This window comes from Emticicia fontis, from assembly GCF_054779675.1.
The window spans coordinates 539,815-558,057 of the sequence record NZ_BAAGXU010000037.1; the positions used below are offsets into that span (position 1 = coordinate 539,815).

Annotated in this window: 13 protein-coding genes; 9 read left to right on the forward strand and 4 right to left on the reverse strand. The window is 36.3% G+C overall.

Annotated elements, in window-relative coordinates; all coding sequences use genetic code 11:
• The first annotated feature begins 504 nt into the window (after nucleotides 1-504).
• From ACYVFA_RS18120 to ACYVFA_RS18160, 9 genes are all read left to right on the forward strand, one after another.
• Nucleotides 505-2,016: a hypothetical protein gene (locus ACYVFA_RS18120; RefSeq protein WP_460473267.1), complete on the forward strand. Its 1,512-nt coding sequence runs from the start codon at nucleotides 505-507 to the stop codon at nucleotides 2,014-2,016.
• A gap of 5 nt (nucleotides 2,017-2,021) precedes the next feature.
• Complete coding sequence (locus tag ACYVFA_RS18125) at nucleotides 2,022-2,456, forward strand: hypothetical protein (RefSeq protein ID WP_460473268.1); 435 nt, start codon at nucleotides 2,022-2,024, stop codon at nucleotides 2,454-2,456.
• A 32-nt stretch (nucleotides 2,457-2,488) separates the two neighbouring features.
• Nucleotides 2,489-4,039 carry a hypothetical protein gene (locus ACYVFA_RS18130; RefSeq protein ID WP_460473269.1) on the forward strand — a complete coding sequence of 517 codons (1,551 nt, stop codon included), beginning with the start codon at nucleotides 2,489-2,491 and terminating at the stop codon, nucleotides 4,037-4,039.
• Between the two features lie 8 nt (nucleotides 4,040-4,047).
• The gene (locus tag ACYVFA_RS18135; protein WP_460473270.1) at nucleotides 4,048-7,575 is read left to right on the forward strand and encodes a hypothetical protein; all 3,528 of its coding nucleotides are present in this window, start codon (nucleotides 4,048-4,050) and stop codon (nucleotides 7,573-7,575) included.
• Nucleotides 7,576-7,640: 65 nt separating this feature from the next.
• Nucleotides 7,641-8,645, forward strand: a complete 1,005-nt coding sequence (locus ACYVFA_RS18140; protein WP_460473271.1) for a hypothetical protein — start codon at nucleotides 7,641-7,643, stop codon at nucleotides 8,643-8,645.
• Between the two features lie 15 nt (nucleotides 8,646-8,660).
• Nucleotides 8,661-9,158 carry a hypothetical protein gene (locus ACYVFA_RS18145; protein WP_460473272.1) on the forward strand — a complete coding sequence of 166 codons (498 nt, stop codon included), beginning with the start codon at nucleotides 8,661-8,663 and terminating at the stop codon, nucleotides 9,156-9,158.
• An 8-nt stretch (nucleotides 9,159-9,166) separates the two neighbouring features.
• Nucleotides 9,167-10,513: a hypothetical protein gene (locus tag ACYVFA_RS18150; protein ID WP_460473273.1), complete on the forward strand. Its 1,347-nt coding sequence runs from the start codon at nucleotides 9,167-9,169 to the stop codon at nucleotides 10,511-10,513.
• On the forward strand, nucleotides 10,504-13,053 hold the full coding sequence (locus ACYVFA_RS18155) for a hypothetical protein (protein WP_460473274.1): 2,550 nt from the start codon (nucleotides 10,504-10,506) through the stop codon (nucleotides 13,051-13,053). Before ACYVFA_RS18150 ends, ACYVFA_RS18155 begins: the two co-directional genes overlap by 10 nt.
• 7 nt (nucleotides 13,054-13,060) lie before the next feature.
• Nucleotides 13,061-14,836: a Kelch repeat-containing protein gene (locus ACYVFA_RS18160; RefSeq protein ID WP_460473275.1), complete on the forward strand. Its 1,776-nt coding sequence runs from the start codon at nucleotides 13,061-13,063 to the stop codon at nucleotides 14,834-14,836.
• A 185-nt stretch (nucleotides 14,837-15,021) separates the two neighbouring features.
• On the opposite strand, the gene ACYVFA_RS18165 is transcribed toward ACYVFA_RS18160, so the two are convergent.
• From ACYVFA_RS18165 to recN, 4 genes are read right to left on the reverse strand one after another with little or no spacing between them, the layout of a single operon-like run.
• A complete protein-coding gene (locus ACYVFA_RS18165; protein WP_460473276.1) occupies nucleotides 15,022-15,498 on the reverse strand; it encodes a c-type cytochrome in 477 nt (158 codons plus the stop codon).
• A gap of 4 nt (nucleotides 15,499-15,502) precedes the next feature.
• Entirely contained in the window at nucleotides 15,503-16,108 is a 606-nt protein-coding gene (locus tag ACYVFA_RS18170) for an SCO family protein (RefSeq protein WP_460473277.1), read from the reverse strand.
• A gap of 53 nt (nucleotides 16,109-16,161) precedes the next feature.
• Complete coding sequence (locus ACYVFA_RS18175; protein WP_460473278.1) at nucleotides 16,162-16,554, reverse strand: hypothetical protein; 393 nt, start codon at nucleotides 16,552-16,554, stop codon at nucleotides 16,162-16,164.
• An 18-nt stretch (nucleotides 16,555-16,572) separates the two neighbouring features.
• Nucleotides 16,573-18,231, reverse strand: coding sequence for a DNA repair protein RecN (recN, locus tag ACYVFA_RS18180; RefSeq protein ID WP_460473279.1), 1,659 nt, complete (start codon nucleotides 18,229-18,231; stop codon nucleotides 16,573-16,575).
• Between the last annotated feature and the right edge of the window lie 12 nt (nucleotides 18,232-18,243).

An 18,243-nucleotide genomic window follows, 5' to 3' on the forward strand; every position in this document is an offset into this window, starting at 1 on the left:
AATTTTTTGATGGCCAAAAGCGATCAAAAAGCGTTCTGACGAAGCCTTTTTTTTGTATTCCTAAAAAAACTTCTTCCTCTAAAATGGGCGATTTCGAGGCATATAATATTTTTTTGTCCAAAAGGTGTCGTTAAATAAATAAATTTCACTTAATAGATTTCTTACTTATATCTTTCGAACAGGTTTTGAAGGCCAAAGGTTTCTGCTTCTGTTTTGAAATAGATGGATTGAGGGTAATTCAGTCATTTATTTCTACTTATAAAAATAGATATTAACTAAAGCATCTAAAACTGTTTTTGAAAAATTGTCCGTGACTAATGCTGACTATACTGAAGCTCTCTTAAAAGAATGTAAGTTGAATAGATGCTGTGTTTATTAGAAGTCTTCTTAGAGCTTATTGAAATAGTCGTTCTGACCAGATTCCGGTTTATAAAATAGATATACTGAATATACCGGATTGAATAATTTGACCTTTACTAGTTTGACCTTATAATTTTTTACTGAATGGTTACTCATAATCGTATTTTACTGATTAATAAAATTTATGTTTTATTGATTTTTTGGTTCCTTTTTTCTTCTTGCACACCCAGTGTAAAAGATGAAATCGACACGCTTATCAGTGATGGCGATTTTAGCTGTGAAGATAAAACGAGCATATTAAACTATATAAACTCTCATAAAGAAGATGTAGCAGATGATAATCCCGGATTATTTAATAAATCAGGTATTAACGAGAAAAACCTGAGTGATTTGATAAAAAGTGTGGCATCAGAGAGCGGACAGAATATCAGCCTAAAGTGCTTTGATGGGTCAAATGAGAAAATCACCATTAAACCCAAAATTTATCTGGAAAGAAGTGGGAGTATGTTTCCTTACGATAACCCGGAGGTTTCAAGTACGCTTAAAGAATCGTTAGGATCACTGATCAATGATTTTGAAGCTACCAATTCTTCAAAGGCTCAATTGTTTATTGTGAATACTGAAGTGTTTCCTTGTCCGGTAAATTTCCAACAATTGTATGATGGCCAGAATATTTTTACAAAAGAAGTGCTTAGAAATTTAGGAAATGCAAATTACACAGACTTTAACCTAGTTTTTAAGAAAATCTTCAGCGATCTAAAAGAAGGTGAAATGGGGATATTATTTTCAGACCTGATTTACTCTACCAGCGATGGAAATACAAAAAATATCAATAACAAAACTTTATTGACAAGTGCTGAACAACTTACAAGAGGGGCTTTTACAAATTATGCAGAAGACAATTCTTTTTTATTGTTAAAACTTTACTCTCCCTATAAAGGCAATTATTATGCTTTCAATTCTCCAAATAAGGGTAAAGAGTATAATGGTACCCGCCCTTATTATATCTGCTTCTTCGCCAGGAATAATACGATGAGGGTCTTCATGGAAAGTGAAAAATTCAGACAAATCAGAGACTTTTCCAGATTGCCTTCGTATGAAAATTTTTATTTGTTTTCAAATGCCACAAAAGAAGATGGTGTAAGATATTCTATTATTATCAATGACAAAGAAAATAAAGGCGAATTTACTCAGAATACAAATGAAACAAGTAGCGAAATACATAGAATTGAAGGTATCACGCCTGATGAGAACGGAGAACTTGCCATTAATTTACACATAGACTTATCAGGATTTCATCTTTCTAAAGGCATGAAAGAAGATACGAGTTCTTATGTTGTAGAATCGCCTCAAAACTTTAAGATTTCAAAAATCCAGAAAGTGCAACACTCGCGTGGCTGGACACATAAAATAACGCTTTCCACCAAAACAAACTGGAGAGAGGAGCGGGACATCATTATCAAACTAAAAAAAGTATTTCCGCCTGCTTGGATTACCACATCTAATACCGACGATGACACAAACTTTGAAAACCCGAAATTCAGCACTACTACCTTCGGTTTACTTCGGCTAAGCAAGGGTATAAATGAGGCCTACAACTCATATACAAAAGATAAAGATAACTATTTTACTATACGTTTAAACCTTAACGACTAATTAATATGGAACGTTTTTTAGCTTCAGTCTATAAATTATTTATAACAAGAAGTCTTTTGTCTGATTTACGCTCACAAACCTTATTGACACCAATAACCATTAGTGTACTGGTTTTAACAGCTGCTTTATGCTATCTATTTTATTACAATCCGGTAACAAAATGGCGAGACATCTATTGGGAGAAAAAGCATTGGGTAAGAGTGCTGTTTATGGCATCAGGTTTATCTTTCCTGATCAGTGTTGTTACTTGTCTTCAGTTGGCAGGTACACCGAGAGATCCTAAAGACCCGGAATCTTATATTCTGTTCAAACAAGGGATACTTACTTTCGCTAATTATGGATTAGTAATGGCCATATTCTCTGCCATCTTCTATATTCTGTTTTCTTATTTAATTCGGGGGAAAAGTATTAATTCCAGCTCGGTAGGTTTATTTTCTTAAGATACTGTATTTATTAAATTGTAGATATTACTATGGGAAATCTTTTTTTATTTGCTATTGGGGGAACAGGCTCCAGAGTAATAAAGTCGTTATTGTTTCTTCTGGCATCTGGGGTTAAACTAAGGGATGATTTTGGTTGCATCGTGCCCATTATTATGGATCCCCATATGAACAACAAAGATTTATTGCGTACGCAAAACCTGATTAATCAATATCAGTCTATACGAAAATCATTAAATTTTCCTAAAACTGGTTTTTTCAGTACTGATATCAAATCTCTCCGATCGGTTAGTAATTCGGATAGCATTACTGATGGTTTTGTTTTTGATTTAACCGGAGAAGCGGATGAAAAAAGGAGTAGCAATAATGAAAATACCTTTGGTAAGTATATCAATTATGGTTCTTTAAGAAATTCACCCAATCAGGATTTTATAGATATGTTATTTTCAGAAGATAATATAAAAATTGATCTGGAAATTGGCTTTGTGGGTAATCCTAATATCGGAAGTGTGGTGCTTAACCAATTCAGAAATTCTAAAGAGTTTATCGCATTCAGTTCATCAGTTACAAAGAATGACAGGGTCTTTATTATAAGCTCTATTTTTGGCGGAACTGGTGCTGCCGGATTTCCGATTATTTTAAAGAATATCAAGCAAGCCAACCTGTCGGATAATCCAAATCTGCAAAACAGAGATTTACTGCCTCAGTTAAAAGTAGGAGCCCTAACAGTGATGCCTTATTTTGGGATATTCCCTGATGGCAACTCACCAGCCAATGCTTCTATCAAAAAGGCCGACTTCATTGCTAAAACCAAAGCTGCATTAAGCTATTACTCGAATGTAATCAATAGTGATGTTGACCGCCTGTATTATATATGTGATGAGGTAATGGAAGATCTTAAGCATGATTCTGGTAAAGACGGCCAACAGAACCCTGCCCACTTTGTCGAGCTGGCATCGGCGTTATCAATCATTGATTTTATTCAGGCTAGCGATATTGTGAATGATAATACCAAGTTCAGGGAGTTTTCGATTAAAGAGAATAGTAATGAACTCAATTTTACGAACTTATTCAGCAAAACCCGTGAGATTGTGGCTATTCCTTTATCAAAAATGATGTTTGTGTATAGATTCCTTACCAACAAAGAAGGATTAATAAGTTTCCGTAATAAAAAAGCTTCATGGATTGTAGATGAAAAATTGCCTATAACCGATGTTTTTCTAAAAGAAACATCCAGTTTTTATGGCGAGCAATTGATGCCTTTTATTAAAGGTTTTAATGATTGGCTTAAAGAAATGGCAGCTGAAGATACAGAGGAAAGAGTGAATAAAGTCAATATCAGAAAATTTAAGCCTTTCGAGCTTGACGAAGCCATAGAGCCCAAACTAACCATTGTTAAGTACCCCTCGGCTAATGTTGGCGTAGTGTTGAAAACCCCTATAGATTTCAACACATTCAATACAGAAATAAATGAACTGCACAAAAGTAATAATTTTTTATCTACCGAAATCAAGTTCGTTACACTGTTAGATAAAGCCACTGATAATTTATTGAGTAAGTATTATCCATCACTTTCAAAATAGTTGCAATTATGTCTGAGCATGTTTTTAGTTATCATAAATCTAAAGTAGATGGTGAGCATTGGTTCTCTTCAATACCCTATAAAGCTACTGAAATTGAAAAAATACTTGATACCGAAGGAGGTGACAACGAAAGGCAACCTACGTCTATCCCAAGCCCATTTGCCAGGATAGATTTGGTGGGTACTTCTTTGTTAAATTTATCAAAGACAGCAAACCTATTGGCAGAGGCCAGGATTGAACGTAGTTTAAGAAAATACATTGCAACCAAGAATGATGAAAGAATAGTTTCGGCACTATTTGATATTGGTGAAATACTTTTTAATTATGACAATTTTAAGGAAAGAATCAAAATATCTGTATGGAATGCCCGGTTTAGAGATAAAAATGTAGAGGGAACCCTCTCTACTCTGACAGGGTCAGAGTTGTATGGCTTGCGTGAGTTAGGAGAAACTATAAAACTCTTCCTGACTTCTGCTTCAGATAGAAAGGCTTACAATTTCAGAGATAATAATACATTCTATATTATTAAGTTTGATGGAAAGATTATTGGGGGCACTTCTCCTTCCACGTTCTTTTTCCCATCCTCTAACGAATCGCAGTTAAAAGAATTAGATATTGATTTAGGTACGCACAAAGCCTTCAAAGAAATAGTGCCTCTTTATAACAGAGATCTGGAATACCAGAAGGTATGGTATGCCCTGTTAGAAAAAAACAATACGTATAAGCAGAATTTTTTAAATGGCGGCTTTGACCAATACATCCAGAAATCTGCAAAAATTCAAGAGAAAAAGGGTATTTATACCGATAGATTCAGAGATTCTTTGCCAGATTACTGGACTCAAAAAGATGATCAAAATCAGCAGGAAGGCAATAATAGAGAAAATCATTTTATTATAGCTGGCACTGATAAGGTTGAGGTTTTGGGCATCAGAATCATAAAAAGATTTGTGGGCGACAAGATAGTGCCCATAAAAAGTGATTTCAAGATTCAGGCAAAACCTACTTATAAAGGGGCACTACCTTTGGCTTTATCTTTTAGCAACCATGGTGATTTAACCATTAAAGATACTACCACATGGGAAAACAAAGGATATACCAAAGATAGTATTCCTTACTATGACGAAAGAAGGATAAATGACCGGACGATTCCGGGGTTTCCCGATAGATACCCATGTATCTATGTGACAGATTTGCTGGAGGATTACCTTGTTCGGGTAAATTATCCTATCAATAACCAGTTTTTCAACAGTAGTTCTAATACCTCAAATAAAGGCTTTCTACTGCCTCTTAAAAAAGAATTCTTTGAGTACTTTTCAATAGATGATATAAGAAAAGAAAAAGTCAGAATTAAAATAGAACCACCGTCGCCTACTGGTACAGTAAAAGTACAGCTGGATATACCTATCAGTGTCAGAGGTAATTTTACAAGATATATCAATTTTGAGAAGAACTATTTTAATCAGAAAGATGCTTTACCCGATAAAAAAATCAATAAAGGGATTTTAATAGAATCTAGGTTCAGTCTTTCTATTTATCCATTTATCAAATTCCCGACTGATATTACTCCTGACTACCGGATTCAGGTAATGGAGATGGGTAACACTTCGGTAGATTTAAAATTTGAAAGCGAAACTAGCAGTGATAGTGGAGAAATTACTTTTAGAAATACTAATAAATCGGTCATTACGGCTTCTTCGAAGTATATTCAATTGCAAAATTCATTTGAGTATATTTCTGTGGTAGCTAATAATGAGTACAATGGCATTATTATACCGGAATTAATAACGCCACAACCTGGTAATGCTACTTTTAATTTTGCCATTGATTTCGGAACAACCAATACACATATTGAGTATAGCAAGTCTGGCCAGCCGGGTACTTCAGCTTTTGATACCTCCGGAATGGTAGCCACGCTTTTCCAATCACAGAATGTTCAGGATGGCGATTACGAGAATATCTTCAACTTTGAATTTGTGCCTTTTTCGGTTGGCAAAAACAACGACCTATATGGCTTTCCGTTACGAACTTCTTTAGTAGCTAAAAGAGACCAGGGCGATGATTTAGTGACGCTAGGTAATATTAATATTCCGTTTTACTACGAAAAATCACCGGTAAATACCAGCTCAGATGAGATTTTCACTAACCTTAAATGGGATAAGTCAGGAGACGGGGAGTCTTCATCTAACAGAAGAATAGAGGTATTTATTGAAGAACTCATATTGCTCATCAGAAACAAAGTTTTGTTTGAAGGAGGAAACCTGAATAATACCCAGATTATCTGGTTTTACCCGATTAGTATGTCAACAAACGATAAAGAAAACTATGGGTCAATATGGGATAAACTGATTGAAAAGTATTTTGGAAAACTAGTTTTACAGAATGTAAAATCATACACGGAGTCGATTCCGCCTTTTTACAAATTCAAAGTTGCAAGAAATATCACCACTAACGCTTCTCCGGTGATCTCTATGGATATTGGTGGAGGAACCACCGATGTGGTCGTATATGCTCAGGATAAGTTAAAATTTATCAGTTCTTTCAGATTTGCGGCTAATGCTATTTTTGGTGACGCCGGAAAACTTGATGGGGCGTCAACAAATGGCTTTGTTCAGAAGTATCAACCTGAAATAGAAGATTTATTAGAAAAACTAATAGCAACCAGTAGTAATGAGGGGGTTAAGAATAGAATAAAAACCATCCAGAAAAATAATAGAGATATTATTGAGGCAGGCAGGTCAGAAGACATCATTTCTTTTTGGTTTACACTCAATCAAAGAGATATAAACTATTCTTTAGCTGAGCAATTACTGAAGGATAAAAGGATGAAGATTGTTTTTCTGCTATTTTATGGGGCGAGTATGTATCATATTGCCAAATTGATGAAGAGCAATAATATTGTGATACCAACAAACCCACCTTTGGATATAACCTTTAGTGGAACGGGGTCTAAGATTCTTGATATTATCGGCACTTCTCAAAGTAAGCATGTACAGCAATTGGCTGAGAAAATTTTCAGCAAAGTTTATGGCCGACCAGATAATCAACCAGTTGAAATAACTATCCACCGCGAATTGATATATCCTAAACAAGTTACTTGTCAGGGAGCATTGGTTATGCTTAAAGAAAAGATTGTTCCTGAAGAGAAGAAAATTGTCTATCATAATGAAGACTTCATCTATTATCTGGAAGGTACAAGAGCTGCACCTTTATCAGAGAAGAAAGCTTTGCGTTATGAAAACCTGAGTAAACCTGAAACTATGGATATGATAGCTGATGAAATAGGCTTGTTCTTCGAATTCTTTAAGGAGTTTCTGGAAGAGTATGACTATGAAGACAAGTTCTCTATCCATTATACTGTGTTTAATTTGATTGATAGTAATCTGAGAAGTCTGAAAACAGATATTGATTTTGACATTAACGAAAAACTACATAATCGAACCGATAACCCCAATAAACCCTTGGAAGAAACCTTGTTTTTCTATGGATTAAAGGGGCAGATTAACAAATTAGCTTACAGTCTTTTGCAATCAAAATGAATACTATAAAATATCTGAGTGCCCTATTTGTCATTTTTCTTTTTCAAAACTCTTTTGGTCAGAATATGATGCAAAGAAAATTTAATGCCTCAATGGATAAGATAAGTAAGCTTATCTTATCCGATTTTGTGGAGGGTGATACTTTGAAAGAAGGAATTATTAATAAAAATAATTGGAGTATAAGAAGGGATGGAGCTATTACTGAGTTAGGTTTAGAGAGCAATAATTCTCTCTTAAAGTTACAGGAGTTTGCGCTCAGTTATGAAGCTACCTTAAAGGATAAGAATAAGACCGAATTGCGTGAAGCTATTGAAAGCAAAATGACTGAATTGGGCTACGGACAAAATAAGGGAATAAAAAAGATTCTGGATGAAGATTTTCCAACAAATCCGTTAGGCTTAGATGATGATTCGCTATTAATTATTGGTTGCATAGCTTCATTTCTGGCGGGTGTATTCTTGACTGGTGTTTATTATAGACAGAAAATCAAGAAAGAGTATGGTAGTAGAGAGGAGGCACCAGAAAGCAAAAATGAACCTAAATCAGATGCCACAGCGGGTAAAGGCACTGAACCACTTAAAAAAGAGACAACGACAGAAGTTGAAGAGGAAAAACCGCAAAATGAAGAAGAAACAGCTAATGATTCAGAAGAGAACGTGCCTACTGGTAATCTAAGTGAAGAAGTAGATAGTTCTTTTGTAGCTCATACCTATAGTCACGAAGAGGCAGATAGTAGCGTTTTCTATTTTAAAGCGCCTGCGAATAATGAGAATTGGTTTAATGATGATTTTAAGGTGTATGAAGATGAAAAAGAAGATACCCTCTACAAATTTATTCTTGACAAACCAGAAGCGACAAAAGCCAGATTTTTATTTGAGGTAAATAATAAAGAAATGATGGAGGCCGCCATGAGCAGGATACCTCAATGGATTGAGCCTGTTTGTAATGCGGAAAGAGAGAAAAGTCCGTCTGCTAAAGCAATAATCACTATAGAAGAAGGGAAAGCCTATCTGAAAGGAAACAGATGGGAAGTAGAACCAAAAGATAAAGCAAAAATCAAATACGTCTAGATTTTTTGAATACTTATGAAACGAACTGTATTACTTTTTATACTATCACTTATTATTCTTAGTTGTGCAGGCCTTGCACAATCTAATGAAGAGGAAGGTGATAGTGAGTTTGAAGAAGCTCACGAAGAGCAAGCAGAAAAACGCCTGGATACACCAGGTGACTTTGCCAATGCCTATTCAGAAATAGAAAAATCATATAATGCCATGGTTGAAGAATATAAACAAGGCAGAAAAAGTGATTCTGAATTGAATGAAATGGCTAAAAAAACTTCCAGGTTATTGCTCAGAGCAAAAAATTTATTGACAGATTTTAAAGCCAAGCAATTACAACTAGATAATAGAGATGATGTATTGAATCCGATTATTGATTTTGCTATGATTAATAAACTGGTATCGGATTTAGAACAGTTACAGTCTCAATTACCAAGAATAAGTTCGGAACGAGCGATTAATACCACAGTCATGGTAGATACAACTGCCGTGGCAATAGATTCCACCATTGTAAATAAATAAAAGCGACTATGGAAAAATATACCGTTCAAGAAGGTGGAGGTGAGCACGCGTATACTTTGCAGGACTTAATCAAGCGACAGATTTCTAAAACTACTTTGGTTTTTGATAGCAGTAAAGAAGACTGGGTGATAGCAGAAGAGATTCCGGAGCTGAGTGTGATTTGGGAGGGTGGAGCAAGCCCAAACGGACATATTGAATATGAGCATGAAAACGGAATAACGTCGGTAGAAACAACTTATGAAGAGAGATTTGATGAAGAAGGAAGAACTAGGGAACAACTTCCAAGAGAAAAGTCTGGAAGCGAAAATATAGTAGATTCAACATCATATCCTGAAGATTATATTGAACAAAAAGATAGTATAGATCACAGAAATACAAATGGTTTAGAAGCTGTAGATGCCCATAATGAATTGAATTTAAGTGATGAAAACCCCCAGATTGATGAAGGAAGGGCAGCCAATCAAGAGGAGGTAGACAATGCAAGAATTTTAGATTCTGGAATGAATACAGATTATGGAGAATCTCTAAATAATGAAGAAAGTGCAGCTAATAAATGGAGGTCAGAGGATACAGGGATTACAGGTGCTGGATTGAATGCAGATGATAAAGAAACTATAAATGATGCAGAAGATAGCGAGCATGGAGAAAATATAAGTGGTAGAGGAACTACCGACGTTAGACAGGGTATAAGTGGTGAAGACCCTGAAGGAGGCAGAGAGCCTTCAGATAATGGATTAGGTATAAACAATGAAATGCCTGAAAGAGATGGAGGAACTATAGATGGTAGAGATACTACAAATAGTAGACAAGATAGAATTAGTGAAATCTATGAAGACAATGACGACAATCCAAATGGATCTCAAGCTTCAATTGACATACCCCCTATTATAGAGCCGCCAACAGAGACTGGTAATCCTACAGGGCCAGATCATAATGATAAACCGAAATATATAAAGTTGGTCATTCCGGCATTGGTAATTATAGCTATCGGAGTAATCTCCTATTTTTTATTTACTACTAATAAGCCTAAAACCGATAATATACAAGTTCAACAAAAGCAACTAGACTCATTATTGAATGAAGGAAAAATGCTTGCTGTGGGAGTTACAGACACTTCAAATATTTCAAAAGCAAGAGATAAGTTCAAAGAAATAAGGATATTATTAGATAAGAACCCGCAATTAGATTCTACTCAGGTTGATAGAATTGCCCTTATGTACGAAAACGCGGCTGATACTTTGTGTGCAACTTATAGGAAAACAGGTGCGAAAAAACTATACTTTATACCTAATACCTATCTGTCATTTGCTGAATGCCTAAAACCAAATCAAACAAAAGCAACATTATGTCAATAAGATTCCTATCTATACTATTCTTATTAATAGTCGCTGGTTCCAGATTAAGTGCCCAACCCACTTATTCTAATATCAACCTTTTCTCCATTGCAGAACAGGGAAGAAAACAATTAAGTGCCGGGGATTATGAAGGTGCAATTGCTACTTTTAATTCATACAAATTATTGATAGCAAAATCAGCTAGCTCTGTAGGGCCATTAGATGAGTACGCCAAAAAAGCTGATGAAATAAGAAAAATCGTAATAGCAGCGAATAAAAAATTTGATAGCCGCAATTACGGTGAGGCTCTTCAGGAATATAAAAAATATCGAGAAGTTATTAAAAATTTTGGCGAGAATGTGATTATACTTCCTGTTGAGGCAAAGATTAATGAATGTATAAGCGTAATACAAGCCAGATTAAAAGCAACCATTAAGGAGAAAGATAAAGAAATAACTCGAAAAGATGCAGAAATAGCTACACTTGAAAAACAGATTTTAGGGTTTGAATATATTTTCAAAGGAGATGATGTACTAAGGCAAGCCAAAAATGAAAGTGCCTTTGAAATAGCGAAAGATTTATTTACAAAGGCGAGAGACTTAAAATCAGGTCACCCGGATGTAGAGAGAGAGTCAGTAAATAGAATTGCACTTTGCAATGAGATTATTTATCTTATGCAAGAGTATAGAAAAGCCAATACTACAGGGAAACTAGCCATTTTAGAAAAATATAAGGCAATCGATAACTTTAAAAATATAGTTTTTGAAAAGGAAATAGCTTTTTGGGATTTAAAAATCCCTAAACCTTCGTCAACTACAACTGCAAAAGAAATTGAAGAAACTTTAAAGAAATATGCTAATGAGTGTGCTTTGAACGATCTAGCGACTTATATTGAGCAGGTCCCCGACATTTATACGCATAAAATCCCTATAAAAGCCGGTGTAGAGTCGCTGATAGTACAATTAAAAGATATTGAAACTTTCAATATTACTGGAGATCCGGAACAACAAATTAGGTATGCCAAAGGGGGCTATGATATACTATTAGAGGATAAGATGATAACATCAATGCCTGTTATTGGCCAGATTATAACCAATTGCATTCGTAATAAGTATTTCCCTTACCTTGTGACACATGCAAAAGAAATCGATGATAAAGGCCAGGATTTAAGAAATGCAAAAATTTATGCAATTGAGGCGCATAAACAAGCCATAGGTGATTCACAGAAGCAAGAGGCAGATAAACTTTTAAGAGGCTTGAATCAAAAAATAGGCTGTAGCATCATTAAATCAGACTTGAACATGAAGCTGAAAGTAATTGATTTAAAGCTGAAAGCATGCCGTTTAGAAGAAGCTAGTAAATTGTTTGAAAATATTACTCTTGAGGGTGTGGGATGTGAAGTGTCAATTGAAGAAGAAACAACGAGAATCAAAGAAACCACAGAAAAGTATAAGCAGTATGCCGGAGCAAGAATAGAGTTAAAAAGAATTGATTCTGTTGCTAGAAATTTCTTAATAAGTAATAATTGCCAAGCAGCAAAAGATGAATTTAAACTACTACCTAAGTTGTTAGGATGTGATAGTACTGAGATTAAAAAAGTTTATGATAGTGGTATGACATTAAGTGATGCTTGTATAGATAGAAATTGCTATACCACAAACCTTGCAATTGGACAAAATAATGAAGATAAAAAAGACTATAAATCTGCAAAAGTATCTTATCAGGCTGCAGCAAATTGTGCTAAAGATGAACAACGTTCTGCAATGAATGCGAAAATATTTGAGATGGATAGGAAGCTAGCTGTATTGGCTGCAGAAGAAGAAAAAAATAAAAAAAGTAAAAAATCCAAAGATCATGATAAATCTAAAAAGCCTGATGAATTTAAAGAACCTGAAGATTCGAGAAAAAAAGAAAAGGAAAATGATTCAACATTTACTGATAACCTTATACCTGAATTTAGCGCTGGTATATACCTTTTAAAACCTTCGATAAAGACAGGATCAGAAACAAAAATACTTACCAGCCAGACGGTGAATTTTGATATTGGGGTGAATATCAATGTATTGAAACGCAAGATTACTCCGCTTACTGGCCTAATGGTTGGCTTACATTATAATAAAAATGCCTTTACAACAGTCAATACAGATTCTAAAGATACAGAATCTTTCGATTTTGATATATTAAATCTGAGTTTGGGTACTAAAATGCCTGTTCACATTCATCAGAAAAAAAAGGCGAGAGAATATATCAGATTTGAGGCAAATGCTTTATTCCCTTTCAAAGTAAAGTATCATAATTATTTTAACGACTATGCCTATGATTCTGGCATTTCATTCTTCAAAAAAACAGAATTTACATCTATGGCAGCCTTTGGTGGTACTGTTGGAGGTGGACATGAGTTTCAAAAAGGAAAGGCTCGATTGGGTATAGAAGCATTTGTAAAATTCAATTTTAATCTGCTGGCGCTCAATCCTTCGGATGCTGGTGTAAGATCTCCCTCATCTATAAGTTCTTTTCTTCTTGGATATGGCTTAAAAACAACTTTTAGAATTGGTAAATAATACAAATATGAAATCTTTCAAAATCCTGCTTATTATTTTGGTTTATTCTCTGGTTTCCTGTGATAATCCTTTTTTAAAGGTTGATCCGGTTACTGAAAATGTTATGAGAATTACCTCAGATAATGTTACTGCCACGCTAAAGGGTGTTTGTTCGGTAAATTACTTAGTTGTTTTAGATGCAAACAATTCAAATAATACAGTGATTTCGCAGGGAATAAAAGATGCTTTTACCGACTTCAATAAGCAAGGGCTCAGTCTTCAGTTTACCTCTGTAACTGCTAATCCGAACCTGCAGATAAAATTTGATGACCAGGAAAAATTTGAATCTATTAAAACAGAGGGTGCTTATCAGGCTTCTCTTTATACTTTATCTTTGGTATCCGGGAATACGATTTATTTAAACAGAGATTTTGAATGGAACGCTTTGAAAATAAAACAGGTAATCATGCACACGGTTGGAATCATGATAGGACTAAAAAAAAGCGATGATAAAACCAACTTTATGTATCCGGTTTTAAGCGATTCATTAAAACAACTAACATCGGCTGATAAAACGGCTATCCTGAACTTATTGCCTCAGAGCCTTTCAACGGTCACTACCGCGTTAAATCCGCTTTCAACAGGGGCAAGGTTTACTTACCTGCAAACAATCCTCACCAATACGAAGAATGTCCCCTTTTCCAAAACCGGATTTTGCTGGTCTACTAAAAATGCAACACCTACCATTGCTGATTCAAAACTAGAGTCCGCTACCATTGTTAATAATAGCCAGGTTATCAAAAACTTATTACCTAATCAGGTCTATTATTTTAGAAGTTACGTTTCAAATAACTGTGAAGTGAAGTACGGAACTCCTATAAAGGTTACTACTAAACAAGTAGACTCGTGGGTATCATTAGGGGCATTACCGGCAGCGTTTAAACCAAGATACGAGTCAACTGTTGTGGTAAACTCAGCTTTGACCTTTTTTGGGAAAGCCTATATCATAGGTGGGCTATTTGTATCTAATAAAACTTATACCAACGAGGTTTGGGAGTATTATCCGATTGCTAATACATGGGCACTAAAGGCTGCTTTTCCAGGTAAAACTAGATGGGGTGCGACCAGCGTTATAGTAAATAACAAACTTTATTACGGGTTAGGTTATAACGGTGGTATGTTATCTGACTGGTGGGAATATGATATTGCACTCAATAAATGGACTCAGAAAGCCGGATTGCCCGAAGGAGGAAGAGTAAACAGTAGCTCATTTATGAGTGGCGCTACAGTTATGGTGGCAGGTGGAAGTAAATATGATGGAAAAACCTACACAGCTGCTACCACTTCTTATAAGTACACGCCTGCTACTAATACCTGGGTGAATCTCTCTAGTGCTATTCCTACAGTTCCGGGTGTTCAGTTTTCTTATTCTCTGAATAGTTTACCCTATTTAGTTATACCTACTGCCACCCACCAGCTATATCAGTATAATGCTTCTACCAACAAATGGGTATTCAGAGTAAATATGCCTTTTAATATCAGAAATGATGCACAATATATGTCAACAGGAAACAAAGCTTTTTGTGGCTTAGGATATACCGGAAGTACTTTGTTTACCGATTGGTATGAATATAATGTAGCTAAAAATACTTGGGTAAAGAAACAAAACCGGACGATATCGATAAGAAACTCTACCAAAATGACTTTTAATCTTGAGAACGAGAAAATATATATTATTGGCGGGTTTAATGCCGCAGGAGTCTATGTAAATGAGTTCTGGGAGTATAATCCTGATTCTTTATAGGCAATTGTTGTTTATAGAAGCCGAAGCCACATAGCCGGCCAATACCGGAATCTGATAAGGAATGTTTTAAAAATAGCAAACCCCGAATATTTGTCCAATTTGGGCATATTCGGGGTTTATTTATTGGTAAATAGTGATTCTTACACCAGTCAAGTCAATATCTTTCTGGTATGAACAACTGGCTGCTATTTTTTATTCAAAACCTTCTCCACTTCCTCAACCGTAGTGATTTTTTGTTCATTACCCCATTCCGTATAGATATAGGTAACTACCTCGGCAATATCTAAATGCTGTAAATTGCTATTGGCAGGCATCGGTTGGTTATAAGTCTTGCCATTGACTTTGATTTCCCCTACAAGACCGTGTTTAATAGCCAGAATTACCTTTGATTTATCATTCAGATAATCACTTCCGGCAATCGGAGGGTAAAGATTTTGCAGTCCCTTGCCGTCTTTCTGGTGGCAATTGGCGCAATTTTGTTCGAAGATTTCTTTGCCTCCGATATAGTATTGCTCCAGCTTCACTTTTTCGGGTGATTGGCAGGCATTGAGCATAATATATAAGAATAACCCCACCCCGACCCGACCCAACAGGGGAGAGGGAGTTATGGAGTGGTGTTGTGTTATGTCGCCTTTAGTAAAAAAACTGTTTAAATCATTCATGTTTCTATTCCTCCTCTTTCAACAATATGTCCATATCCTTCAGTAAACGGCTTACCTGATCTTCTTTGGTGCCATCGTATTGGCCTCTTACTCTACGTTTCTTATCAATTAATAAGAAGGCGCCGCTATGAATAATACCTCCCGGAGCTGTAGAGTCTTCACCTGCTGTTACCAGATAATCTCTTTGCCCGATTTCATAGATTTTTTCTCTTTCACCTGTCACAAAGTGCCAAAAATTGCCTGTAACTCCCAGTCTTTTGGCATAGGCTCTCAGAACCGCTACTGAATCATGACGAGGATCAATTGTGTGAGAGAGAATCCCCACCTCTGAGTTATCCTTATATTTATCATAAATACGCAGCAACTGAGTTTTCATGACCGGACAAATGGTAGGGCAGGTAGTAAAGAAGAAATCAGCTACGTAGATTTTGTTTTCATAGGTTTTATTGGTGACAGCATTGCTATCCTGGTCTATAAACTGAAAATCAGGGATGGTATGGTAAACAGAATCGCCATCAACAAAATCGCGTTCGCCTAATATTGGGAGTTTTTTAGGTTGGCATGCTCCAATAATGAACGCCAGACCTATTATAGTGAGTAGGTGTTTCATATGTAAAAAGCCCTCTCGGTTGAGAGGGCATATTAGTAAAAATCTGTGTTAACTTACTTCAAAAAATCCTCTGCTTTTTTCTTGGCATCGAGGGTTTTTTGTTTGATTTTATCGCCTGCTGTTTTCAGTTCAATCAGCGCATCTACTTTTTCCTGGCTGTCTTTCATGTCTGCCGCATCGCCTAGTTTTGGCATCCAGGCTTCCATATCCGTGTAAGCTTCATCCAATGATTTTGAGATTTCCAAAGCCTGTTGTTTGGCTGTGGTATCCATCGTTTCGGCTTTTGCCATTACTTTCTCACGAAATCCTTCCAGTTCCATGCTCACAGGCATTATTTCATCATGCAATTTAAATGCCTGCTCCTTCAACTTCGCTGCCTCATCTTCAAAAGTATTAGAGCAGGAAATAGCAAAAATAATAGCAAATACATATACTAAAGCTTTCATTGTAATTGGTGTGTTGGTTTAAATATTAACTCCTAAAATCTCTATGGCACTATGAATGGCACTTTCTGACGGGTTTTCTCCACCAATCATTTTGGCTATTTCTACAATGCGTTCGTCGGCTTTCAGTTCGCGCATTCTACTAACGGTTCTTGCTGAACTGTTATCTTTATAAACAAAGAAATGGCTGGTGCCTCGTCCTGCTATCTGGTGTAGGTGAGTAATGGCAATGACCTGTAAACTTTGCGCCATTTCACGCATCATTTTCCCTACCTTAATAGCTACTTCGCCTGAAATACCTGTATCAATCTCATCAAAGATGATGGTTGGTAAAGAGCGTTTATCTCCTAAAACGTATTTAATGGCTAGCATCAGACGAGAAAACTCTCCACCCGACGCTACGTCTTTCAACTGGCGTGGAGTGATACCCTTATTGGCACTGAAAAGGAAGTTTATCTGATCAATACCATCGTTGGTGAGTTTGCCCGTATCATGGCTGATTTTCAGCGTAGCATTTGGCATGCCCAATTCTATCAGCAAGCCAACTACCCGTCTTTCTACTTCAGGTAATACTTTCTGGCGGGCTTTTGATAATACTTCTGCTGATTTGGTGGCTGTTTCGAAGGCTTTATCTACGCGCTCTTTCGCTGCTGCAAGATTCTCGCTAAGGTTCAGTACCTTGCTGACTTTTTCTTCCAGAATGGCCTGAATCTCCAACAATTCCCCGTTTGATTTTACTGCGTGTTTTTGTTGAAGTTTGTATAGCAAATCCAGACGAGTCTGGATGGTTTCAATCTGATTGCTATCCAGTTCAATGCCTTCTTCCTCTGATTCAATATCACGGGCCACATCTTTCAGCTCAAGCAAGCAGGATTGAATACGGTCTTTGTATTGTTGATATTCAGGGGAATAGCCAGCAATTGGGCTCAGATTTCCTACTGTGCTTTGTAATATCGATAGTACCGATTGTTCGGTATCTGTCAGATAAGCATGGGCTGTGCGAAGGCGCTGTTTTACTTCTTCGGCGTGTTCCAGAATGTTTAATTCCTGCTCCAGTAGTTCCTGCTCGTTGGCTTCCAGTTTGGCTTTCAACAGTTCATCCAGCTGAAAACTATTGTATTCAAATTCTTTCTTGTTCTGGTCTGATTCGGCCTGCAATTGTTCGTAGGCATCCTGTAATTTCTTGTAGGTGCGGTACTTGTCCTGATACTCTACCAGTTTATCGTATGATTGAGCATAGGTATCCACAATAGTCAATTGATATTCGTTTGAGCCCAACTGGATAGAGTCGTGCTGCGAGTGAATATCCATCAACTGTGAGGTGATTTTGCGAAGCGTTTCAAGCGTGACGGGTGTATCGTTGATAAACGCACGCGACTTACCACTTGGTGCAATTTCCCGACGGATCAGACAAGGGTTTTCGAAGTCGAGTTCTTCTTCGTCAAAGATATTTTTCACATAGAAACCTTCCATAGAAAAAGTACCTTCAATGATACATTTCTCGGTTTCGTTGTATAATGTTTTTACGTCAGCACGATTCCCCAGCAATAAACCTAGTGCGCCAAGCATAATAGATTTTCCTGCTCCGGTTTCGCCTGTTACGATATTCAGATGAGCATCAGGAGACAATTCGAGGTGCTCTATCAAGGCATAATTCTTAATCAGAAGGTGTGAAAGCATGAAAAAAAGCTT